Origin of the sequence: Pseudomonas extremorientalis (assembly GCF_001870465.1) — a bacterium.
GTDB lineage: Bacteria > Pseudomonadota > Gammaproteobacteria > Pseudomonadales > Pseudomonadaceae > Aquipseudomonas > Aquipseudomonas extremorientalis.
This window is the reverse complement of sequence record NZ_MDGK01000031.1, coordinates 185,976-207,842: the sequence shown is the minus strand read 5'-3', so window position 1 is coordinate 207,842 and position 21,867 is coordinate 185,976. Positions and strand designations below refer to the sequence as shown.

Genomic DNA, 21,867 nt, shown 5'->3' with positions numbered 1-21,867 from the left:
GGCGTCCGGCTTATAGTGCACGTCGCGCGCCAGTCCAGCCAAACCGCAGGATCACAGCTTGTCCAAAGTCACGCCGCCAACTCCCCTGCGCGCCGCTCATATAGCGCCGGGAGCGCCCCTGCACGGCACCCTCAAGGGCGCATTGGCGACGCTTGTCCTTATGCTGCTCGCGTTATTGTTCTGGCAACTGCTGGACCAGTTGCAGCAAAACCAGAAGAACCAGCAGCAATACACCATCGACTACAGCGCCGACCTGGCTGAACAGATCAGCCTGAACATGGCCCTCAGCGCAAAGATTGCCCTGAACCTGCTGCCGATGGTCGAGCCACCGCGTGACAGCGAACAGCAACAGGCCTTGATGCGGACCTTGCAACGTTCGCTGCCGGAACTGCGCAGCATCGCCCTGCTTGCCCCCAGCGGCGCGATGATCAGCGACAGTGCCAGCGACAGCCAGGACAGCGCCTGGCTCGAAGAACTGGTGCAACGCAGCCACGGCCAGTCTTATTACCTGAGCAACAGCAACGACGGCACCCTCATCTATCTACTGTTGCATCAGCCCAGTGGCGGCTCACGGATGTATTGGGCGCTGCGCCTGGCCCCCAACTACCTGACCAACCTCACCCGCCAGGACGGCCAGGGCCAGCGCCCGATGTGGGCCATCGAGAACCGCATCAACCATCGCGTGGTCAGCCGCGACAGCGGCATGCCCGCGCAGTGGGCGTCTGCATTGACCCCGGACGAACTGAATAAAAGCGTGCTGATCACGCCGTTGAGCAAAAGCGACTGGCAACTGCGCGGGCTGTTCGACCGCAGCGCGGTGCTGGAGCAACTGCTGCCGGCCTTCATCGGCAAATGCCTGCTGGGCCTGGCGTTCTCGTTGATCCCGGTGATCGTGCTGCTGAACATGCGCCGCCGTCAGCGCCAGGTGCATGAGGGGCGGCGGCGCTACCAGGATATTTTCGAAGGCACCGGCGTGGCCCTGTGCGTGCTGGACCTGTCGGGGCTGAACGCGTTCTTCGACAAGACGCGGCTGGAGACTCGCGAGCAGCTGCACGCCTGGCTGCAGCACAACCCCAGCGAGCGCCAGCAACTGCTCAAGGAGCTGCGCGTCACCGAGGTCAACCAGGTGGCGGTCAGCCTGTTGAACGTAGGTTCCTGCGAGCAGGCCTGGGAACGCCTGATCGATGACTGCCCACGCAACGCCACGTCCATCGGTTACCAGATACTCGAAGCCGTGCTGACCCGACAAAGCCAGTTGGAGCTGGAAATCCAGCTCAAGGACGTGGTCGGCAACGAGCAGTACCTGTGGCTGGTGATGCGCCTGCCCGAGCAGCAGGACGATTTCAAGGCGGTGATCCTCAGCATCAGCGATATCACCAGCCGCAAGCTGATCGAACTGTCGCTGGTGGAACGCGAGAGTTTCTGGTCGGATGTGGTGCGCACCGTGCCCGACCACCTGTATGTGCAGGACGTAATCAGCCAGCGCATGATTTTCAGCAACCACCATCTGGGCCACACCCTCGGCTATAACAAGGCCGAATTGCAGCAAATGGGCGAGTACTTCTGGGAAATCCTGCTGCACCCCGAAGACGCCGAGCATTACCACGACTTGCGCCAGCAACAGCGACAGGTCGGCTATACCACCCAACTGCAATGCCAGTTGCGCTTCCGTCACCGCAATAATGAATGGCGGCGCTTCGATATCCGCGAACAAGCCCTGGCGCGGGACAAGACCGCGCAGATCACCCGCATCATCGGCGTGGCCAAGGACATCACCGACCAGATCGAAGCCAGCGAATCCCTGCGTGACAGCGAACAACGCTACCGCATGCTGGCCGAAAGCATCAGCGACGTGATCTGTTCCACCGACAGTCAGTTGGCCCTCAACTACGTCAGCCCGTCGGTCAACGCCGTGCTCGGCTATGACGTGGACTGGGTGTTCAAGAACGGCTGGCAGTCGATCATCGCCAACCCGCAGCAACTGACCGGCATTTACAGCCTGATGGAACAGGTCAGCCGCGCGCTGGGCGATCCTGATGCACTGAACAGGCTGCGTGATGAGATCCAGACCCAGCTCTTCCTGTTCGACTGCCTGCGCGCCGACGGTCGCAAGGTGCCGATCGAACTGCGCCTGGTGCTGGTGTGGGACGAACACGGCGCTTTCGAGGGCATCCTTGGGGTGGGCCGCGACATCAGCCAGCAACGCCGCGCCGAGAAAGACCTGCGCATGGCGGCCACGGTATTCGAGCACTCCACCTCGGCGATCCTGATCACTGACCCCGCCGGCTATATCGTGCAGGCCAACGAGGCGTTCAGTCGGGTCAGCGGCTATGCGGTCAGCGATGTACTCGACCAGTTGCCGAACATGCTCACCGTCGATGAACAGCAGGAAGCCCACCTGCGCTATGTGCTCAAGCAGTTGCACCAGCACAGCACCTGGGAAGGCGAAGTGTGGCTCAAGCGCCGCAATGGCGAGCATTACCCGGCGTGGGTCGGCATTACTGCGGTGTTCGACGATGAAGGCGACCTGGCCAGCTATGTATGCTTCTTCAGCGACATCAGCGAGCGCAAGGCCAGCGAGCAGCGCATCCACCGCCTGGCCTACTACGACGCCCTGACCCACCTGCCCAACCGCACACTGTTCCAGGACCGCCTGCACACCGCGCTGCAGTCCGCCGAACGGCAGAAGTCGTGGGTGGTGCTGATGTTCCTCGATCTCGACCGCTTCAAGCCGATCAACGACTCCCTGGGCCACGCCGCCGGCGACCGCATGCTCAAGGAAATGGCCACCCGCCTGCTGGGCTGCGTCGCCGAAGACGACACTGTGGCGCGCATGGGCGGTGATGAGTTCACCTTGCTCCTGCAGCCACGGGTCAACCGTGACATGGCACTCAACCGTGCGATTCATGTGGCCGAGCAGATCCTCGCCAGCCTGGTGAAACCTTTCGTACTGGAAGGTCGTGAGTTCTTCGTGACCGCCAGTATCGGTATCGCCCTGAGCCCGCAGGACGGTAACGAACTGAGCCAGTTGATGAAAAACGCCGACACGGCGATGTATCACGCCAAGGAACGCGGCAAGAACAACTTCCAGTTCTACCAGGCCGACATGAACGCCAGCGCCCTGGAACGCCTGGAGCTGGAAAGCGACCTGCGCCACGCCCTGGACCAGAACGAATTCGTGCTCTATTACCAGCCGCAGTTCAGCGGCGACGGTAAACGCCTGACCGGCGCCGAAGCCCTGCTGCGCTGGCGCCACCCTCGACGCGGGCTGGTGCCGCCGGGAGACTTCATCCCGGTGCTGGAAGAGTTGGGCCTGGTGGTGGACGTGGGCGACTGGGTGATCAGCGAAGCCTGTCGCCAGCTCAAGACCTGGCACCAGAACAAGGTGCGAGTGCCGAAAGTCTCGGTGAATATCTCGGCGCGACAATTCTCCGACGGCCAGTTGGGTACGCGCATCGCCACCATCCTCAAGGACACCGGCCTGCCGCCGGCGTGCCTGGAGCTGGAGCTGACCGAAAGCATCCTGATGCGTGAGGTCAACGAGGCCATGCAGATCCTCGACAGCCTGAAGAACCTGGGCCTGAGCATTGCGGTCGACGACTTTGGCACCGGTTACTCGTCGCTCAACTACCTCAAGCAGTTCCCCATCGACGTGTTGAAGATCGACCGCACCTTCGTCGACGGCCTGCCCTCCGGCGAACAGGACGCCCAGATCGCCCGCGCCATTATCGCCATGGCCCACAGCCTGAACCTGGCGGTGATCGCCGAGGGGGTGGAAACCCATGAACAGCTGGATTTCCTGCGTGAGCATGGCTGCGATGAGGTGCAGGGCTACCTGTTCGGGCGGCCGATGCCGGCGAATCGGTTCGAAGCGCAGTTCAGCAATGATGCGCTGTTCATGTTCGACTGAAATTCTGCGGTGAGGCCACTGGCCTCATCGGGGGCAAGCCCCCTCCCACATTCTGATCTGCGAACACATTCAACTGTGGAAGGGGCTTGCCCCCCGATAAGGCACTCACAGCCACCGCCTATCCCCAGATGAGCCCCACTTGTCCGCGACATGATGTCCTTTCATATGCCATCTAAAACCCATTGGGTTAGAATGCCCTCCTTTTCTGCCCCCGATCCTTGAGGACCGCCATGTTCAGCCGTGATTTGACTATTGCCAAGTACGACGCCGATCTCTTCGCCGCCATGGAGCAAGAAGCCGTGCGCCAGGAAGAGCACATTGAGCTGATCGCTTCGGAAAACTACACCAGCCCTGCGGTAATGGAGGCTCAAGGTTCGGTTCTGACCAACAAGTACGCCGAAGGCTACCCGGGCAAGCGCTACTACGGTGGTTGCGAGTACGTCGACGTGGTTGAGCAACTGGCCATTGACCGTGCCAAGGAACTGTTCGGCGCCGACTACGCCAACGTCCAGCCGCACGCCGGTTCCCAAGCCAACAGCGCCGTGTACCTGGCCCTGCTGCAAGGCGGCGACACCATCCTGGGCATGAGCCTGGCCCACGGCGGTCACCTGACCCACGGCGCCAGCGTTTCCTCCTCCGGCAAGCTGTACAACGCCGTTCAATACGGTATCGATGCCAACGGCCTGATCGACTACGACGAAGTCGAGCGCCTGGCGGTTGAACACAAGCCAAAAATGATCGTGGCCGGTTTCTCTGCCTACTCGCAGATCCTGGACTTCCCACGCTTCCGCGCCATCGCTGACAAGGTCGGTGCGTACCTGTTCGTCGACATGGCCCACGTGGCCGGTCTGGTCGCCGCTGGCGTCTACCCGAACCCAGTACCTTTCGCTGACGTCGTGACCACCACCACCCACAAGACCCTGCGCGGTCCACGTGGCGGCCTGATCCTGGCTCGTGCCAACGCCGACATCGAGAAGAAGCTGAACTCCGCCGTATTCCCAGGCGCCCAGGGTGGCCCGCTGGAGCACGTGATCGCCGCCAAAGCGATCTGCTTCAAGGAAGCGCTGCAGCCTGAGTTCAAGACCTACCAGCAACAAGTGGTAAAGAACGCCCAGGCCATGGCCAGCGTGTTCATCGAGCGCGGCTTTGACGTAGTGTCTGGCGGTACTGAAAACCACCTGTTCCTGCTGTCGCTGATCAAGCAGGACATCTCCGGTAAGGATGCTGACGCGGCTCTGGGCAAAGCCTTCATCACCGTGAACAAGAACTCCGTGCCGAACGACCCACGTTCGCCGTTCGTCACCTCCGGCCTGCGCTTCGGCACCCCGGCTGTGACCACTCGCGGCTTCAAGGAAGCAGAGTGCAAGGAACTGGCCGGCTGGATCTGCGACATCCTGGCCGACCTGAACAACGAAGCCGTGATCGACGCGGTACGTGAGAAGGTCAAGGCCATCTGCAAGAAGCTGCCGGTGTACGGCGCTTGATTGCAGTTGCTTGACTAAAAAGCCCGGCTCTTGAGCCGGGCTTTTTTATTCCTGATAAACGCGCCGGAAACCTTCGCGAATCTTGTCTTCGGGCAACTCATCGGCAATGAACACGATCACACTCTCTCGCACCTCGCCTTCGGCCCATTCGGTATCCCAATCGAAACCGTAGAGCTTGAGCACGCCCTGGAACACCATGCGCCGGTCTTCCCCGGCAATGTTCAGCACGCCTTTGTAGCGCAGCAGTTGCTTGCCGTGGTCTTCCAGCAGTTCGTTCATGAACTCACTGAGTCGGTCGATATCCAGCGGCTGGTCGGTGCGCAATACCAGGCTGGAGATACGATCGATGGACGGCGCCTTGCTCACCGGACGCAAGCTCATGCCGGCATTAAGGTTGAAGCCGCGCACATCGAGCAACTCGGCCAGGTCGATCTTGCCATGATCCACCACCCGGATCGGCGCACGACGATTGATGCGGGTCAGGCGCTCACTGAGCGCATCGAAGGTAGCGTCATCCACCAGGTCGCGTTTGCTCACCAACAGGCGGTCGGCAAAGCCGATCTGGGCCTGGGCAATGGTCTGGGTCAGGTGGTGCTCGGCGTGGGCCGCGTCCACCAGGGTGATGATGCCGTCGAGGATGTAGCGCTCGCGCAGTTCCTCGTCGATGAAAAAGGTCTGGGCCACAGGTGCCGGGTCGGCCAGGCCGGTGCACTCGATCACCAGGCGGTCGAAGGCGATCTCGCCGCTGTCCAGGCGCTCGAGCAGCAGGTACAGGGCCTTGGTCAGGTCGGTGTGGATGGTGCAGCACACGCAGCCGTTGGACAGGGTCATGACTTGCACCGGTTCTGCGCCCAACAGCTGGGTGTCGATACCGGCGTCACTGAATTCGTTTTCGATCACGGCGATTTTCAGGCCGTGCTCGGCTTTGAGCAGGTGGCGCAGCAAGGTGGTCTTGCCGGCGCCGAGGAAGCCGCTGAGGACCGTGACTGGAATGGGAGAGGACAAAAGAAATTCTCCTTGAAGGAACACAGAAACAAATGTGGGAGGGGGCTCGCCCCCGATAGCAGCGTGTCAGGCACTTACCTGTCACTGACACACCGCTATCGGGGGCAAGCCCCCTCCCACAGGGATATTGCGTTAACTCAACAGCACTTGGGCCCACCCTTGCCGCCGTAACGGGCTTCCTGGCGTTCCCGGAAGAACGCCTTGTAGTCCATCACCGGCTTGTCCGGGTGTTTGGTTTGCATATGCTCGACGTAGGTGTCGTAGTCGGGCATGCCGACCATCAGGCGCGCGGCCTGACCGAGGTATTTACCGAGGCGACTGATGTCATTGAACATGGTTGCAACCCTCGATTACGCGTCCGGCACAGCCTGGAACGGGGCTTCTTTATCCGTACGTTCTTTGTTGCCCCAGGCGGCGACGCCGACCTTGAGCGCATAGAACAGGATGCTGAACACCACGAACAGGAACAGCGCCGTCAGCGTTGCGTTGGTGTAGGCGTTGTAGATCACGTGCTGCATCTGGTCGATGCTCTTCGCCGGGGCGAGGATCTGGCCGTTGGCCAATGCATCGCTGTACTTCTTGGCCAGCGACAGGAAGCCAATCGCAGGGTTCGCGTCGAACAGCTTGATGAAGCCCGCCGTGGTGGTGCAGATCAGCAGCCAGACAGCCGGCAGCATGGTCACCCAGATGTAGCGTTGGCGTTTCATTTTGATCAGCACAACGGTTGCCAGCATCAGCGCGATACCTGCCAGCATCTGGTTGGAGATACCGAACAGTGGCCACAAGGTGTTGATACCGCCCAGTGGGTCGATCACGCCCTGGTACAGCAGGTAACCCCACATCGCCACGCAACCGGCGGTTGCAATGAGGTTGGCGGTCCACGACTCGGTGCGTTTCAGCGCCGGCACGAAGGAACCCAGCAGGTCCTGCAGCATGAAGCGGCCGGCACGGGTGCCCGCATCCACCGCCGTCAGGATGAACAGGGCTTCGAACAGGATCGCAAAGTGGTACCAGAATGCCATGGTGTTTTCACCCGGCAGTACGCTGTGCAGGATCTGTGCGATACCCACCGCCAATGTCGGCGCACCACCGGCACGGGCCAGAATGGTGGTTTCGCCAATATCATGGGCCACGGCTTGCAGCGCCTCAGGCGTGATCGCAAAGCCCCAACTGCTGACGGTTTGCGCCACGGCCACCACATCACCACCGACCACAGCGGCCGGGCTGTTCATGGCGAAGTACACGCCAGGTTCGATCACCGAAGCGGCGACCATCGCCATGATGGCCACGAACGACTCCATCAGCATGCCGCCGTAACCGATGTAGCGGGCGTTGGTTTCGTTATCCAGCAGCTTGGGCGTGGTGCCCGAGGAGATCAGCGCGTGGAAACCCGAGACCGCGCCACAGGCGATGGTGATGAACAGGAACGGGAAGAGGCCGCCCTTCCACACCGGGCCGGTACCGTCGATGAACTGGGTCAAGGCCGGCATTTTCAGTTCTGGCATGGTGACCAGGATGCCGATCGCCAGGGCGATGATGGTGCCGATCTTGAGGAAGGTGGAAAGGTAGTCACGCGGAGCCAGGATCAGCCACACCGGCAGAACGGCGGCGACGAAACCGTAGCCGATCAGCATCCAGGTGATCTGGATACCGGTGAAGGTGAACGCCTTGGCCCAGACCGGATCAGCGGCAATCTGCCCGCCCAGCCAGATCGAACCCAGCAGCAACAGCACGCCGATGATCGAGATTTCACCGATGCGGCCCGGGCGGATGTAGCGCATGTAGATGCCCATGAACATCGCGATCGGGATGGTCGCCATCACCGTGAAAATGCCCCATGGGCTCTCGGCCAGGGCCTTGACCACGATCAGCGCCAGCACCGCGAGGATGATGATCATGATCAGGAAGCAGCCGAACAGCGCGATGGTCCCCGGGATGCGGCCCATCTCTTCGCGAACCATGTCGCCCAGGGAACGGCCGTTGCGACGGGTGGACAGGAACAGGACCATGAAGTCCTGCACCGCACCGGCCAGCACCACGCCGGCAATCAGCCAGAGCGTGCCGGGCAGGTAACCCATTTGCGCCGCCAATACCGGGCCGACCAGCGGGCCTGCACCGGCAATCGCCGCAAAGTGGTGACCAAAAAGGATGTGTTTGTTGGTCGGCACATAGTCCAGACCGTCGTTGTTGAGCACTGCGGGGGTGGCCCGCCGTGGGTCGAGTTGCATCACATTGTTAGCGATGAACAGACTGTAGTAACGGTACGCAACCAGGTAGATGGCCACAGCAGCGACCACAATCCACAAGGCGTTGATCGCCTCGCCGCGGCGCAAGGCCACTACGCCCAGGGCGCACGCTCCTACGATTGCCAGCACCAGCCAGGGTAGGTGGCGTAGCAGGCTATTATTATTTTTCATTTTTATATTCCAGCCAGGGTGGACAGAAAGGACAGCCATCCGGAGTTTAGCGCTACTGGACTTAAAGGCCACCCCCCTACGTTGGTCTAGAGCCTTCTGCGGACAAAAAAAGCAGAAAAACCGAGCCAATAGTGGCGCACGGCTACAATCCCCCTATCCCCGGAGGGCTTCACCATGACCGAGCAACCGTCTGACCGCCGTCGTTTCCGCCGCATCGCCTTTGATGCCAAGACCGAAATTCGGCAAAACGGCCGCGAATGGCCAGTGCAATTGGTGGACCTGTCGCTAAAAGGCCTGCTGGTGCAACGGCCGGAAGACTGGAAGGGCAACAAGGCGCTGCCGTTCGACGTCGATATACGCCTGGATCCGAAGGCACATATAAAGATGCAAGTGCGACTGACCCATGAGGATCATGGGCAACTGGGGTTTGTGTGTCAGCACATCGAACTGGATTCGATCAGCCACTTGCGGCGGTTGATCGAGTTGAACCTGGGTGACGAGGACGAGCTGCACCGGGAGTTGGCCGCCTTGCTGGAAGTATGACGGCTCAGGGAAATGCCGTACGCGCCGGGAAGTCGCTTTCCGTGTCCCAGTAACCGGCTTTCTGCGTCGATGCCGCCTGCCACTGGCCATCCACCCAACGGTAGGTCTGGTAACGCGTGGCAAAATCATCGTCACCGTCGCCGTCCATAAAGCACGAGATTTGCAACAGCTCATCCGCACTACCGTCGACGGGCGTCGAAACCTTCCAGGCCGCCTTGCCGGTGCTGGCCAGGGTCAGTGGTTTGAGTTTGCCATCGGTGTCCTGGTAGCTCACCGGTTCCAGTTGCTGTTTGGCAGGCAGTAACAGTTGCGTGGCCGGGCCACTGTAGCTGCCCATGGGCGCGGTCTGATCAATGATCAAAAAATACACAGGCGCGGGCTGTCCCTTGAGCGGGGCTTTCTTGACCTTGGCCAGCGGGTAGCCGAGGTCCTTGCGCGCGATCACCTCGCCGGCGGCCGACACCAGACGCACCTGGGCGTCGAGCAACGGGTTTTCAACCAGGTCACCGGGCTCGTCGAACGAGTCTTCGTCCAACCCGTTGCCCCAACTGTCCTTGTGCAATTGAGCGCTGATGCGCTGGTCTTCCAGCACCTGCAGCACGCTGCCTTCTTCCGTGACCAGCTTTTGCGCCAGGCGATATCCCGCCGGCAAGTCGGCCCACGCCAGGACAGGCAGACCGGCCAAGGTCATGAACAGGGCGAGCACGCCCCAGCGATTCGTTCGTTGCATTGCGCCCATCCCTGTTTACTCGAAAAGTGCATCCAGTGCCTGCTCCAGGCGGGTCACCCCAATAATCTGTATCCCGGGCGGCGATTCCTTCGGTGCGTTGCCCTTGGGCACGATGGCGCGCTTGAAACCATGCTTGGCCGCTTCCTTCAAGCGCTCCTGGCCGCTGGGCACCGGGCGAACTTCACCGGACAAACCGACTTCACCAAACACCAGCAGGTCATGGGGCAATGGCCGGTTACGCAGGCTGGACATGACTGCCGCCATCAACGCCAGGTCGGAGGCGGTCTCCAGCACCTTGACCCCGCCGACCACGTTGAGGAACACGTCCTGGTCATGGGTCGGGATGCCACCGTGGCGGTGCAGGACCGCCAACAGCATCGCCAGGCGGTTCTGGTCCAGGCCCAGGGTCACGCGGCGCGGGTTGGCCAGGTGGCTGTCATCCACCAACGCCTGCACTTCCACCAGCATCGGCCGGGTGCCTTCCCACGTTGCCATCACCACACTGCCTGGGACTTCTTCCTGGGCACGCGTCAGGAAAATCGCTGATGGGTTGGAGACTTCTTTCAGCCCCCGGTCGGTCATGGCGAATACACCCAACTCGTTCACCGCCCCGAAGCGGTTCTTCACCGCCCGCAGCAAGCGCAGGCGACCATCGGACTCGCCCTCGAAATACAGCACCGTGTCGACCATATGCTCGAGCACCCGAGGCCCGGCCAGCGCGCCTTCCTTGGTGACGTGGCCGACCAGGAAGATCGCCGTGCCGCTCTGCTTGGCATACCGCACCAGCAGCGCCGCACTCTCGCGCACCTGGGACACGCCGCCCGGCGCCGATTGCAACTGCTCGGTGAAAATGGTCTGGATCGAGTCGATCACCATGACCTTGGGCTTTTCGATACGGGCCGTGGCAATGATGCTTTCGATGCAGGTCTCGGTCATGACCCGCAGCTGATCCTGGGGCAACCCCAGGCGGCGGGCGCGCATGGCCACTTGTTGCTGGGATTCTTCGCCGGTGACGTACAGCGCCGGCATGCGGCTGGCGATGCTGCACAGGGTTTGCAGCAAAATCGTCGACTTGCCGATGCCCGGGTCGCCGCCGATCAGCACCACCGAGCCGTCCACCAGGCCGCCGCCCAGCACGCGGTCCAATTCGCCGGATGCCGTGGAAAAACGCGGGATCTCTTCGACGCTGACTTCAGCCAGGGTCTTGATCTGCGCCTGCTGCCCGGTCCAGCCGGCGCGGCCGGTGGGGGCCGCCGCACCGCCACTCTCAATCATGGTTTCAGTCAGGGTGTTCCACGCACCGCACTCGGAGCACTGGCCGGCCCACTTGGGAAAGGTCGCGCCGCACTCCGTGCAGCCGTACATGCGCTTGGCCTTTGCCATTTGAGAACCTCCAACCGAAAAACCGCGATGATAGCTCAGCGCGGCGCCGGGGTCCGGATTTCACCACTGGCCAAGCGTGAAGCGGTGTTACCGACCGGGTCTTCGGCATTGAGATCGGCCCCCCTGGCCTTGAGTTCATCCAGCAGCTCGACACGCTTGAACAGCCCGGCGTACATGGCCGCGGTCTGTCCGGCACCGTTGCGCTGGTCGGGGTTGCAGTCGGTGGCCAGCAGGCGCTGGGCGATTTTCAACTCGCCCTTGAAGATCGCGCCCATCAGCGCGGTGTTGCCGCGTTTGTCCTGCACGCAGGCGTCGGCACCGGCGTTGAGCAGGCGCTCCACGAAAGGCCCCTGGCCGTGGTAGGCAGCGAGGATCAGCGCGGTGTAGCCCTTGTCGTCCTGGGTGTTGAGGCTGTAGCCGGAGTCGATAAAAGTATTGAGCATGTCGAGGTCGCCACGGCGGGCGGCGTCGAAATAGTAGTCCTGCAATTGGGCCTTGAGCGCCACCGGGTCGGGAGTCTCGGCCTGGGCGACAAAGGCCAGCATGGTCATCAGCAAGCCGATAGAAATTCGCATGGTTGTTCTCCTGCCAGGGGTCGACGCCCGTATGGGGGCGTCGACCGTAACCAACGGATCAGTCAGTCAGTTTTTCCGCCAGCGCCTTCACGCGCGCCAGGTCACCCTTGGCCACCTTGGCCACACCGGTGCCGTACTCCGGGTCGGCTTTGTAGAGGAACGACAGGATGATGTGCTTGCTCTCGTCATCGGTGGTGGCCAGCGAGCCGCCGAAGTTTTCGATCAAGTCCTGACGCTCTTTCTTGCTGTAGGAGCGGTACAAGTCACCCGCTTGCTTGAAGTTCTGCTCACGCTGGATCTTCGCCTGCTGGGTGCTGCCTGACAGCGCCGACTGGCTGTAGCGCGCGGTTTGCGGTTCTTCCCGTGGCAACAGGCGACTTGGCTGGTAGTTCACACCGGTGGTGGTCTTGCCGAAGTTCATCGCGCCGTCCTGGTTGCCGTTGTTGACGGTCACCCGTGGCGCGTTGATCGGCAGTTGCAGGGCATTGGCGCCCAGGCGATACATCTGGGTGTCGGCGTAGGAGAACACCCGGCCTTGCAGCAGGCGATCTTCCGACGGCTCGATGCCCGGCACCAGGTTGGCCGGGGCCATGGCTACCTGCTCGGTTTCCTGGAACACGTTGGCCGGGTTGCGGTTCAACACCATTTGCCCGACTTTGCGCTCAGGCACGTTCGGCCAGATCTTGGTGGCGTCCAGCGGGTCGAAATCGAACTTGGCCAGGTCTTCAGGCTTGAGCACCTGCACGTACAGGTCCCACTTGGGGAAGTCGCCCTTGTTGATGTGGGTGACCAAGTCATTGGTCATGTGGCTGTAGTCGCGGCCCTGCACTTCGGTGACCTGCTTGGGATCGAGGTTCTTGATGCCTTGCAGGCTTTTCCAGTGGAACTTGACGTAGTGCACTTCACCCTTGGCGTTGATCAGCTTGTAGGCGTGCACACCGTTGCCGTCCATCTCCCGATAACTGGCCGGGGTGCCGGAGTCGGAGTACAACTCGGTCAGCGTACGGGTGGCTTCGGGCACGTGGGAGAAGAAGTCGAAGCGCCGCGAATCGTCATCCAGGTTGGTACGTGGGTCTGGCTTGAACGCGTGGACCATGTCAGGGAACTTGATGGCATCACGGATGAAGAACGTCGGGAAGTTGTTGCCCACCAAATCCCAATTGCCTTCGGCGGTATAGAACTTGGTGGCGAAACCGCGTGGGTCACGCAGGGTTTCCGGGGAGTGGTTGCCGTGGACCACGGCGGAGAAGCGCACGAACACCGGGGTGGCCTCGCCGGCGGCAAACACCTTGGCCTTGGTCAGGTCGCTGAGGCTGTCAGTGACGGTAAAGGTGCCGTGGGCACCGGTACCACGGGCGTGTACGACGCGCTCGGGGATGCGTTCGCGGTCGAAGCGCTGCAATTTCTGAATAAGCTGCACATCCTGGAGTAGCACCGGGCCATTGGCGCCGGCGGTTTGCGAGTTCTGGTTGTCACCGACGGCGGCACCGTTGTCGCGGGTCAGGTTGGCGGCGTGTACAGACAGGGAAAGCAGGCTGGCGGTCACCAGTACCAGCGCGGATCGCGCGGTAACAGGCCCGCGGCTCATTGGATTGTTCATCGAGGTTTCCTCTGGTTTTTTTAGTGCACATTCAGTTGTGCTTGCCAGAGGCTAGTGACCCGCGAGTCAGAAGATAAATAGAAAAGCCATAACAACCCGATTGATAAAATAATCTGGTAAGTCTCTGATTTGGCGGGTATTTCGCGCGCGATTGATGGCACTTTGCAAACTAATTGCGTTTTAATGTGTCGATAAAAGCTAACAGTGTGAGCGGTTGTTTCAGGCAAGCCCTCTACGACTGACTTACACTGGGTACCACCCTTCTCATCTGTAACAAGGAATAACCTATGGGCGTGATCAGTGAGTTCAAGGCCTTCGCGGTCAAAGGTAATGTGGTCGACATGGCCGTCGGTATTATCATCGGCGCAGCCTTCGGCAAAATTGTTTCCTCGTTTGTAGGCGACGTGGTGATGCCGCCCATTGGTCTGTTGATCGGTGGCGTGGACTTCGGTGACCTGGCGATAACACTAAAGGCTGCCCAAGGCGATGTGCCTGCGGTGGTCCTGGCATACGGCAAGTTCATCCAGAGCGTCATCGACTTTGTGATCATCGCGTTTGCGATCTTCATGGGCGTGAAGGCGATCAATCGCCTCAAACGTGAAGAGGCCGTGGCGCCAAGCCTGCCGCCGACGCCGACCAAGGAAGAAGTGCTGCTGGGTGAGATCCGCGATCTGCTCAAGGCACAGAACGACAAGCCGCTCTAATCGAGCCGGCATGAAAAGGCGCCTGTTTGAGGCGCCTTTTTTATTACCAGTAGTTCTCCACCGCCACCTGGCCGGGTCGCCGGCTCAAGCTCAGGTTCATATCGCGCAGCTTGAGCAGTTGGCGCGTGTCATCGACCATCTGCGGGTTGCCGCAAATCAACACGCGGGAATGCTCCGGGGTCAGTTCGACGCCGGCCGCGCGTTCCAGTTCGCCATTTTCGATCAGCGTGGTGATGCGTCCATTCAATGCGCCGGGGTGTTGTTCGCGGGTAACAATGGGGATGTAGGTCAGTTTGTGTGCGTATTCGGCCAGGTGTTCGCGTTCACCCAATGTGTTGATGAGCGCCTGGTAAGCCAGCTCTTTGGCTTCCCGTGCGCTGTACACCAGGATGATGCGCTCGAATTTCTCCCAGACCTCGAAGTCTTGCAGGATCGACAAAAACGGCGCCACCCCGGTGCCGGTGCCAAGCATCCACAAATCCCGACCGTCGACGAAGCGGTTCAAGGTCAGGAACCCCGTGGCCTGGCGCTCCACCATCAAGGTATCGCCGACTCGCAGACGGCTCAGCTCGCTGGTGAACTCACCGTCCGGCACGACAATCGAGAAAAAATCCAGGTGCTCATCAAACGGCGAGGACACCAAGGAATACGCACGCCATACCGTGCTGCCATCCGCCTTGGTGACACCCAGGCGTACAAACTGGCCCGCAGTAAAACGAAAGCCCGGGTCGCGGGTGGTGCGCAGGGTAAACAGGCTGGGGGTCAGCGATTGCACGTCGAGCAAGATCTGGCGGGTAAATTTCTCAGCACTGGCCGTCATGGGGGGCTCCGTTCTACAGGTGCCCTAGTGTCGCTCAAAGTCGTGCGCGGAAACACCCACGATAGGGAGTGGCATCACACCACTACTCAATGATGGCAAATTAATTTCACCTTCGATCAATTCGCTATTAGTTTTAAAAACTACCTCATATAGCCGCTGTTAGTGGGTTGTTACAGGGGCTTCAACCCCCTAATAAATCGCGAGTTTCAAACTTGCCAATTGCTTGGCTAACTACCTTCCAGTGAAAAAATTCTTAAACCTTACAGCGCAAGAACGAAATTTTCCTCTCGCCATGTAGTACGTGTCCTACACTGATTTTCGTGCAACGTTGGGGATAAAGGACGTACCCCAAGTCACGGAGATCCCATGGAGATTTACCCATGCTTAACTGGCGAAATACACGACTCCACTCGCTCGAAGGTGAGGACGAGGTCACCAGCGTATTTGAAATGACCATCAACAAGGCCTACGAACTCGGCTTCCAATACTGTTCCTTCAAGATGAGTTCTCAACTCACCAAGGGTCAAATCAAACCCGTAGAGCTTACAAACTATCCAATTGAATGGAAAAAACTATACAACCAAGCGCACTACTCCGATGTAGACCCTGTAGTGAAACATTGTAGGGAGGGCGTGTTACCCCTTGTCTGGAAGGAGGAAACATTCAAAGACGTGCCCAGCCTTTGGTCTTTGGCCGCAACCTTGGAGGTACACAAGGCGTTGACCATCAGCGTGCATGATTTCCGGGGGGTCTTCAGCATGCTGACGTTGAGCCGTGGCAAGGGTGACATCAGCCCGGAAGAATTGTATGAAAAAGCAGGAATGGCGCTATGGCTCTGCCACGCCATGCATGCCGTGCTGGCGCAGAAGTTTGACGAAAAACCCAGTATCCACCCAACCAGCAAATTGACTGAGCGGGAAACGGAAGTCCTTATGTGGTCTGGCATGGGCAAGACCGCAGCAGATATCGCCACCATCCTTTGTTTGTCCGAGCGTACGGTAGGCTTTCATATCAGCAGTTGCCTCAAGAAACTGGGCGTCAACAACAAAATCGCCGCCGTGCTTCGCGCCGCTCGGGCCGGGATCATTTAAAACACGCCATGTAATTCTCTTGAAAAAAACGTAACATTTACCGCGCATTCTGAGTGCTGAGCAGCCCCTTTCGGGGAGTCGCCCGTGGTTCACTCAGACGGTTCGGCAACCGCTGTCGAACACCCATCGTTTACCCAGAGTCTCCCCCGCCATGCCCCTGCTCGAAAGCCCCTTTGCCCAGCTCGATCTGATCCGCCAGCCAGAGCAACACAACGATCCGCTGCAAGCCTTCGATGCCGCCGACGAGTACCTGCTCAGCCACTTGGCCGAACAGCAGCCGGGCGCGCAAACCCGGGTGCTGGTGCTCAACGACAGCTTCGGCGCCCTTGCCGCCAGCCTTCAAGGCAAGGTGCAACTGACCTCCAGTGGCGATTCGTTCCTGGCGGCGCAAGGCCTGGAAAAAAACCTGGTGCGCAACGGCAAGGCGTTTGACGCCGTTGCGTTCATCCCGGCCAGCCACATCCCCACCGGGCCGTTCGACCGGGTGCTGATCCGCGTACCCAAAACCCTGGCATTGCTGGAAGAACAACTGATTCGCTTGCAAGGCCAACTGGCCCCGGGTGCCGAGGTGATCGCCGGGGCGATGATCAAGCATTTGCCACGGGCGGCGGGCGAGTTGCTGGAGCGTTACATTGGCCCGATGCACGCATCGCTCGCGGTAAAAAAGGCGCGATTGCTGATCGCCACCGTTGAAGATCGCCCCGCTGCCGTGTCGCCCTACCCCACCCGCTACACCCTGGACGCACCGGCTATCGAACTGCTGAACCATGCCAACGTGTTCTGCCGCGAAAGCCTGGACATCGGCACTCGCGCCTTCCTGCCCCACCTGCCGAAAAACCTGGGCAACGCCCGCGTGGCAGACCTGGGTTGCGGCAACGGCGTACTGGCGATTGCCAGCGCCCTGCAAAACCCCGAAGCGCATTACACCTTGGTGGACGAGTCCTACATGGCGGTGCAATCGGCGGCCGAAAACTGGCAAGCGGCCCTCGGTGAGCGTGATGTGGTCGTGCGTGCCGCCGACGGCCTGGCAGGGCAAGAGCCGCAATCCCTGGACGTGGTGCTGTGCAATCCACCGTTCCACCAGCAGCAGGTGGTCGGCGATTTCCTCGCCTGGCGCATGTTCCAACAGGCACGGGAAGCCCTGGTGGTGGGCGGCGCCCTTTATATCGTCGGCAACCGCCACCTCGGTTATCACACCAAACTGGCGCGCCTGTTCCGGGGTGTCGAGCAAGTCGCCACCACGCCAAAATTCGTGATCCTCAAGGCGCGCAAATAAAAAAACCCTGCTTCTCTGGCGAAAAGCAGGGCTGGAAAGCCGGGCCGCAAAGCCCGGATCGGGATGTCAGTGGGTGGTCAGGCCAGCCGCACTCATAAACATGCGCATCAGGCTCGCCACGACGAACAGGGCCAGCACACTGCCCGTCCAGATCATCGCCAGCCACCCCAGGCGCCGCCACAACGGCTGCTTCTCGGCCTGTTCAATCTCGTGCAACGAAGGTTTGCCGGACATGGAACGCCCCTCCTAGTGGTAACCGTCTTCGTGGGTGACCTTGCCGCGGAACACGTAGTAGCTCCAGAAGGTATAGCCCAGGATGAACGGGATAATGAATAGCGTACCCACCAGCATGAAGCCCTGGCTCTGGGGCGGCGCGGCAGCGTCCCAGATCGACACCGATGGCGGAATGATGTTGGGCCACAGGCTGATACCCAAGCCGCTGTAGCCCAGGAAGATCAGCACCAGCGTCAGCAGGAACGGCGTGTAGTGCGCATTACGCCCCACGGCACGGAACAACCCGTACAGGGTCACCAGCACCAGGATCGGCACCGGCAGGAACCAGAACAGGTTCGGCAGGGTGAACCAGCGCGAGGCGATTTCCGGGTGCGTCAGCGGCGTCCAGATACTCACGATGCCGATCACCGCCAGCACCACGAAGGCCAACGGTCGCGCCAGGTTGTGCATTTTTTCCTGAAGCGGGCCTTCGGTCTTCATGATCAACCAGGTGCAGCCGAGCAACGCGTAGGCCACGATCAGCGCCACGCCGCAGAACATCGTGAACGGCGTGAGCCAGTCCAGCGAACCGCCGGCAAACTGGCGATTCACCACCGGGATGCCATCGATGAATGCGCCCAGCGCCACGCCCTGGAAGAACGTGGCCGCCAGTGAACCGCCGATAAAGGCCTTGTCCCATAGATGACGCTTGTGGTCCTTGGCCTTGAAGCGGAACTCGAAGGCCACACCGCGGAAGATCAGCCCGATCAGCATCAGGATCAGCGGCAGGTACAGCGCCGACAACACCACCGAATAGGCCAGCGGGAACGCACCGAACAACGCTGCGCCGCCCAGTACCAGCCAGGTTTCGTTGCCGTCCCACACCGGGGCCACGGTGTTCATCATCACGTCTCGGTCGGTCTTGCCCGGGATAAACGGAAACAGGATGCCGATACCCAGGTCGAAGCCGTCCATGACCACGTACATCATGATGCCGAAGATAATGATCACGGCCCAGATCAGCGGAAGATCAATACCCATCTCAATGCCCCTTGTGCTGGATGTGCGCGTGATCGTCGTCGCTGCCATCATCGGCGGCGGACAACGGACGGGCCGGTGTACGTTTCTGGCCCGGGCCACCATGGGTGGGCTCGCTGCCTTCGTGGGTCTGAGGCCCTTTGCGCACCAGGCGCATCATGTAGCCCAGGCCTGCGCCGAACAGCGCGAAGTACACCACCACGAACAACACCAGGGTGATGGTCATCTGCGCCAGGCTATGCCCGGAGGACGCGTCCGCCGTGCGCATCAGCCCGTAGACCACCCACGGCTGGCGGCCGATCTCGGTGGTGAACCAACCCGCAAGTATGGCGATCAGGCCGGACGGCCCCATCCACAACGCCAAGTACAGGAACGGTTTGGACGTGTACATCTTGTCGCCCCGGCGTAGCCAGAGGCTGAACAGGCCGGTGAAGATCATCAGGAAGCCCAGGCCGACCATGACCCGGAACGACCAGAACACGATGGTCGAGTTGGGGCGGTCCTCCGGTGGAAATTCCTTGAGGGCCGGCACTTGCTTATCCAGGGAGTGAGTGAGGATCAGGCTGCCCAGGTAAGGGATCTCCACCGCGTACTTGGTTTTCTCGGCCTTCATGTCGGGCCAGCCAAACAGGATCAATGGCGTTGGTTCGTTGCCGATGTTTTCCCAGTGGCCTTCAATCGCGGCAATTTTCGCCGGTTGGTGCTTCAAGGTATTGAGGCCATGGAAATCACCGATCACCGCCTGGATGGGCGCAACGATCAGGGCCATCCACATTGCCATGGAGAGCATCTTGCGGATCGCCGGGTTGTCCTTGCCGCGCAGCAAGTGCCAGGCTGCCGAGGAGCCGACGAAGAACGCCGTGGCCACAAAGGCCGCCGTGGCCATGTGCGCCAGGCGATAGGGGAACGACGGGTTGAAGACCACGGCGAACCAGTCGGTCGGGATCACACGGCCATCGATGATTTCAAACCCCTGGGGCGTCTGCATCCAGCTGTTGGACGAGAGGATCCAGAACGTGGAAATCAACGTCCCCACGGCCACCATCACGGTGGAGAAGAAGTGCAGGTTGCGCCCGACCTTGTTCCAGCCGAACAGCATCACGCCGAGGAAACCCGCCTCGAGGAAGAACGCCGTGAGCACTTCGTACGTAAGCAGCGGGCCGGTGACGGCGCCGGCAAAGTCCGAGAAGCGGCTCCAGTTGGTGCCGAACTGGTAGGCCATGACCAGGCCGGATACCACGCCCATGCCGAAGTTGACGGCAAAGATCTTCGACCAGAAGTGGTAGAGGTCACGGTAGGTGTCGTTGTGGGTCTTGAGCCACAAGCCTTCCAGCACCGCGAGGTAACTGGCCAGGCCGATGGTGATCGCCGGGAACAGGATGTGGAACGAGATGGTGAACGCAAATTGAATTCGGGCGAGATCGAGCGCCTCCAAACCGAACATAAGTCTTCCTCTGTCAGGTAATACCGGCTGCTGGCGGGAGCCTGCACCCACTGCCCCCACGGATATGGAGTCTGGCGAATTTCGATTCGTTTCTTTTTTTAGCCAACCGCGTAGGGAATCTGGCCCGGAGGCCGCCAGGCCGATGCCCGGGCGGGCATTGATCTGGATCAAGCATTGCTGAAAGAGTAGTCCCATTTTCAGGAATGAACTGTGTGGTCTTTTGCCGCGTGACAGACTGCCTCAGCTCAGTTGTTGCAACTATCTGTTACAACTTAATGATAATCTCGGCGCTTCCTTTGGCTCTGATCTGAATTCCCCGATGCCTAGTGAACCCGCGTTGCTGTTGCGTCACCACCGCCCTTTCATCGCGTTCTGGCTGGCGCGCATCTTCACCGCCAGCGGCTTCCAGATGCTCACCGTGGCCATCGGCTGGAACCTCTACCAACTGACCGGCAATGTGCTGGACCTGGGGCTGGTCGGCCTCGTGGAGTTCGTACCGCGCGTACTGTTCATGCTGCACACCGGGCATGTGGCCGACCGCTATGAGCGACGCAAGGTGGCCGCCATCTGCCAGACCGTGCAGGCGCTGATTGCCCTGAGCCTGGCCATCGGCGGCCTGACCGGCAACGTGACCCGCGAGATGATCTTTATCCTCGCCTTCCTGCTGGGTGCCGCGCGCTCGTTCGAAATGCCCACCACTCAGGCACTGCTGCCAAGCATCGTGCCCAGCGCGCTGTTCCCACGCGCCGTGGCCTCGTCGCAGTCAGCCCAGCAACTGGCGACCATTGTCGCGCCGGCGCTCGGCGGTTTGCTCTACGCGTTCGGCAGCGTGTGGGTGTATGGCCCTACCGTGGTGCTGTACCTCATTGCCTGCGTGCTGACCCTCAACCTGCCCGCCCGCCAGACCCCGTTGAATAAAGGCAAGGCCACCCTGGATTCGCTGCTGGCCGGCATTCGGTTTATCCGCAGCCGCCCGGACATTCTCGGCGCCATTTCCCTCGACCTGTTTGCGGTGCTGCTGGGCGGTGCGACCGCGCTGTTGCCGGTGTTCGCCAAGGACATCCTGCTGACCGGCGCCTGGGGCCTGGGCCTGCTGCGCTCGGCGCCGGCGGTGGGGGCGTTGCTGATGTCGCTGTGGCTGGCGCGGTTCTCGGTGGAGCGCCATGTGGGCCGCGTGATGTTCACCGCTGTCGGTGTGTTCGGCGTGGCGACCATCGCCTTCGGCCTGTCCACCTCCTTCTGGTTTTCCCTGGCGGTGCTGGTGGTGCTGGGGGCGGCGGACATGATCAGCATGGTCATCCGTGCGTCCTTCGTGCAGCTGGAAACCCCGGATGAAATGCGCGGTCGGGTCAGTGCGGTCAATGGCCTGTTTATCGGAGCGTCGAACCAGTTGGGCGAATTCGAATCCGGGATCACGGCCCACTGGTTCGGCACCGTGCCCGCCGTGGTCATGGGCGGGCTCGGTACCCTGGTGGTAACAGGCGTGTGGATCAAGCTGTTCCCGACCCTGGCGAATCGAGATCGCATGCATGTACCCGTGGAAGAGCCCATTCAAAAAACCAGCGTATAACCCATGTGAGAGGGGGCTTGCCCCCGATAGCGCCATGTCAGTCACAGCATCGTTGACTGACACC

General features: G+C 60.8%; 18 protein-coding genes. 7 read left to right on the top strand and 11 right to left on the bottom strand.

Annotation, left to right across the window (positions count from 1 at the left end; genetic code table 11):
- The first annotated feature begins 58 nt into the window (after nucleotides 1-58).
- Complete coding sequence (locus BFN10_RS12770; RefSeq protein ID WP_071489963.1) at nucleotides 59-3,910, top strand: sensor domain-containing protein; 3,852 nt, start codon at nucleotides 59-61, stop codon at nucleotides 3,908-3,910.
- A gap of 230 nt (nucleotides 3,911-4,140) precedes the next feature.
- Nucleotides 4,141-5,394, top strand: a complete 1,254-nt coding sequence (glyA, locus tag BFN10_RS12765; RefSeq protein WP_058427701.1) for a serine hydroxymethyltransferase — start codon at nucleotides 4,141-4,143, stop codon at nucleotides 5,392-5,394.
- Nucleotides 5,395-5,439: 45 nt separating this feature from the next.
- Here glyA and yjiA read toward each other — a convergent pair whose 3' ends face one another.
- The 3 genes from yjiA to BFN10_RS12750 form a co-directional block, all read right to left on the bottom strand.
- On the bottom strand, nucleotides 5,440-6,399 hold the full coding sequence (gene yjiA, locus BFN10_RS12760; protein ID WP_071489962.1) for a GTPase: 960 nt from the start codon (nucleotides 6,397-6,399) through the stop codon (nucleotides 5,440-5,442).
- Between the two features lie 137 nt (nucleotides 6,400-6,536).
- Nucleotides 6,537-6,734 (bottom strand): YbdD/YjiX family protein, encoded by a 198-nt coding sequence (locus BFN10_RS12755; RefSeq protein ID WP_003194308.1) that lies wholly within the window; start codon nucleotides 6,732-6,734, stop codon nucleotides 6,537-6,539.
- Between the two features lie 15 nt (nucleotides 6,735-6,749).
- A complete protein-coding gene (locus tag BFN10_RS12750) occupies nucleotides 6,750-8,816 on the bottom strand; it encodes a carbon starvation CstA family protein (RefSeq protein ID WP_058427703.1) in 2,067 nt (688 codons plus the stop codon).
- A 174-nt stretch (nucleotides 8,817-8,990) separates the two neighbouring features.
- Here BFN10_RS12750 and BFN10_RS12745 point away from each other — a divergent pair, with 174 nt between their 5' ends.
- Entirely contained in the window at nucleotides 8,991-9,359 is a 369-nt protein-coding gene (locus BFN10_RS12745) for a PilZ domain-containing protein (protein ID WP_071489961.1), read from the top strand.
- Nucleotides 9,360-9,363: 4 nt separating this feature from the next.
- Here the strand turns inward: BFN10_RS12745 and BFN10_RS12740 are convergent, their stop codons facing one another.
- The 4 genes from BFN10_RS12740 to katB are packed head-to-tail and all read right to left on the bottom strand — an operon-like array spanning nucleotide 9,364 to nucleotide 13,647.
- The gene (locus tag BFN10_RS12740) at nucleotides 9,364-10,089 is read right to left on the bottom strand and encodes a hypothetical protein (protein ID WP_071490029.1); all 726 of its coding nucleotides are present in this window, start codon (nucleotides 10,087-10,089) and stop codon (nucleotides 9,364-9,366) included.
- 15 nt (nucleotides 10,090-10,104) lie between these two features.
- Nucleotides 10,105-11,472, bottom strand: coding sequence for a DNA repair protein RadA (gene radA / locus BFN10_RS12735; protein WP_049711449.1), 1,368 nt, complete (start codon nucleotides 11,470-11,472; stop codon nucleotides 10,105-10,107).
- Between the two features lie 35 nt (nucleotides 11,473-11,507).
- Nucleotides 11,508-12,047 (bottom strand): ankyrin repeat domain-containing protein, encoded by a 540-nt coding sequence (locus BFN10_RS12730; protein WP_071489960.1) that lies wholly within the window; start codon nucleotides 12,045-12,047, stop codon nucleotides 11,508-11,510.
- Between the two features lie 58 nt (nucleotides 12,048-12,105).
- Complete coding sequence (katB, locus tag BFN10_RS12725; RefSeq protein WP_071489959.1) at nucleotides 12,106-13,647, bottom strand: catalase KatB; 1,542 nt, start codon at nucleotides 13,645-13,647, stop codon at nucleotides 12,106-12,108.
- 287 nt (nucleotides 13,648-13,934) lie between these two features.
- Between katB and mscL the strand changes: the two genes are divergently transcribed.
- Nucleotides 13,935-14,351 carry a large-conductance mechanosensitive channel protein MscL gene (mscL, locus tag BFN10_RS12720; protein WP_071489958.1) on the top strand — a complete coding sequence of 139 codons (417 nt, stop codon included), beginning with the start codon at nucleotides 13,935-13,937 and terminating at the stop codon, nucleotides 14,349-14,351.
- A 43-nt stretch (nucleotides 14,352-14,394) separates the two neighbouring features.
- Here mscL and BFN10_RS12715 read toward each other — a convergent pair whose 3' ends face one another.
- Nucleotides 14,395-15,171 (bottom strand): ferredoxin--NADP reductase, encoded by a 777-nt coding sequence (locus tag BFN10_RS12715; RefSeq protein ID WP_071489957.1) that lies wholly within the window; start codon nucleotides 15,169-15,171, stop codon nucleotides 14,395-14,397.
- Nucleotides 15,172-15,551: 380 nt separating this feature from the next.
- Between BFN10_RS12715 and BFN10_RS12710 the strand changes: the two genes are divergently transcribed.
- Entirely contained in the window at nucleotides 15,552-16,262 is a 711-nt protein-coding gene (locus tag BFN10_RS12710) for a helix-turn-helix transcriptional regulator (RefSeq protein WP_071489956.1), read from the top strand.
- 151 nt (nucleotides 16,263-16,413) lie between these two features.
- Nucleotides 16,414-17,538 (top strand): methyltransferase, encoded by a 1,125-nt coding sequence (locus BFN10_RS12705; protein ID WP_071489955.1) that lies wholly within the window; start codon nucleotides 16,414-16,416, stop codon nucleotides 17,536-17,538.
- 66 nt (nucleotides 17,539-17,604) lie between these two features.
- Here the strand turns inward: BFN10_RS12705 and BFN10_RS12700 are convergent, their stop codons facing one another.
- The 3 genes from BFN10_RS12700 to BFN10_RS12690 are packed head-to-tail and all read right to left on the bottom strand — an operon-like array spanning nucleotide 17,605 to nucleotide 20,233.
- The gene (locus BFN10_RS12700) at nucleotides 17,605-17,772 is read right to left on the bottom strand and encodes a DUF2474 domain-containing protein (RefSeq protein ID WP_071489954.1); all 168 of its coding nucleotides are present in this window, start codon (nucleotides 17,770-17,772) and stop codon (nucleotides 17,605-17,607) included.
- 12 nt (nucleotides 17,773-17,784) lie between these two features.
- A complete protein-coding gene (gene cydB / locus BFN10_RS12695; RefSeq protein WP_071489953.1) occupies nucleotides 17,785-18,792 on the bottom strand; it encodes a cytochrome d ubiquinol oxidase subunit II in 1,008 nt (335 codons plus the stop codon).
- Nucleotide 18,793: 1 nt separating this feature from the next.
- Nucleotides 18,794-20,233: a cytochrome ubiquinol oxidase subunit I gene (locus BFN10_RS12690; RefSeq protein ID WP_071489952.1), complete on the bottom strand. Its 1,440-nt coding sequence runs from the start codon at nucleotides 20,231-20,233 to the stop codon at nucleotides 18,794-18,796.
- 319 nt (nucleotides 20,234-20,552) lie between these two features.
- Here BFN10_RS12690 and BFN10_RS12685 point away from each other — a divergent pair, with 319 nt between their 5' ends.
- The gene (locus BFN10_RS12685; protein WP_071489951.1) at nucleotides 20,553-21,803 is read left to right on the top strand and encodes an MFS transporter; all 1,251 of its coding nucleotides are present in this window, start codon (nucleotides 20,553-20,555) and stop codon (nucleotides 21,801-21,803) included.
- The last annotated feature ends 64 nt before the right edge of the window (nucleotides 21,804-21,867 follow it).

Bases quoted from the DNA above. Each gene is read 5' to 3' on its own strand.
- glyA (WP_058427701.1), top strand. From the start codon at position 4,141: ATGTTCAGCCGTGATTTGACTATTGCCAAGTACGACGCCGATCTCTTC.
- BFN10_RS12755 (WP_003194308.1), bottom strand. From the start codon at position 6,734: ATGTTCAATGACATCAGTCGCCTCGGTAAATACCTCGGTCAGGCCGCG.
- BFN10_RS12750 (WP_058427703.1), bottom strand. From the start codon at position 8,816: ATGAAAAATAATAATAGCCTGCTACGCCACCTACCCTGGCTGGTGCTG.
- BFN10_RS12745 (WP_071489961.1), top strand. From the start codon at position 8,991: ATGACCGAGCAACCGTCTGACCGCCGTCGTTTCCGCCGCATCGCCTTT.
- BFN10_RS12740 (WP_071490029.1), bottom strand. From the start codon at position 10,089: ATGCAACGAACGAATCGCTGGGGCGTGCTCGCCCTGTTCATGACCTTG.
- radA (WP_049711449.1), bottom strand. From the start codon at position 11,472: ATGGCAAAGGCCAAGCGCATGTACGGCTGCACGGAGTGCGGCGCGACC.
- BFN10_RS12730 (WP_071489960.1), bottom strand. From the start codon at position 12,047: ATGCGAATTTCTATCGGCTTGCTGATGACCATGCTGGCCTTTGTCGCC.
- katB (WP_071489959.1), bottom strand. From the start codon at position 13,647: ATGAACAATCCAATGAGCCGCGGGCCTGTTACCGCGCGATCCGCGCTG.
- mscL (WP_071489958.1), top strand. From the start codon at position 13,935: ATGGGCGTGATCAGTGAGTTCAAGGCCTTCGCGGTCAAAGGTAATGTG.
- BFN10_RS12715 (WP_071489957.1), bottom strand. From the start codon at position 15,171: ATGACGGCCAGTGCTGAGAAATTTACCCGCCAGATCTTGCTCGACGTG.
- BFN10_RS12710 (WP_071489956.1), top strand. From the start codon at position 15,552: ATGCTTAACTGGCGAAATACACGACTCCACTCGCTCGAAGGTGAGGAC.
- BFN10_RS12705 (WP_071489955.1), top strand. From the start codon at position 16,414: ATGCCCCTGCTCGAAAGCCCCTTTGCCCAGCTCGATCTGATCCGCCAG.
- BFN10_RS12700 (WP_071489954.1), bottom strand. From the start codon at position 17,772: ATGTCCGGCAAACCTTCGTTGCACGAGATTGAACAGGCCGAGAAGCAG.
- cydB (WP_071489953.1), bottom strand. From the start codon at position 18,792: ATGGGTATTGATCTTCCGCTGATCTGGGCCGTGATCATTATCTTCGGC.
- BFN10_RS12690 (WP_071489952.1), bottom strand. From the start codon at position 20,233: ATGTTCGGTTTGGAGGCGCTCGATCTCGCCCGAATTCAATTTGCGTTC.
- BFN10_RS12685 (WP_071489951.1), top strand. From the start codon at position 20,553: ATGCCTAGTGAACCCGCGTTGCTGTTGCGTCACCACCGCCCTTTCATC.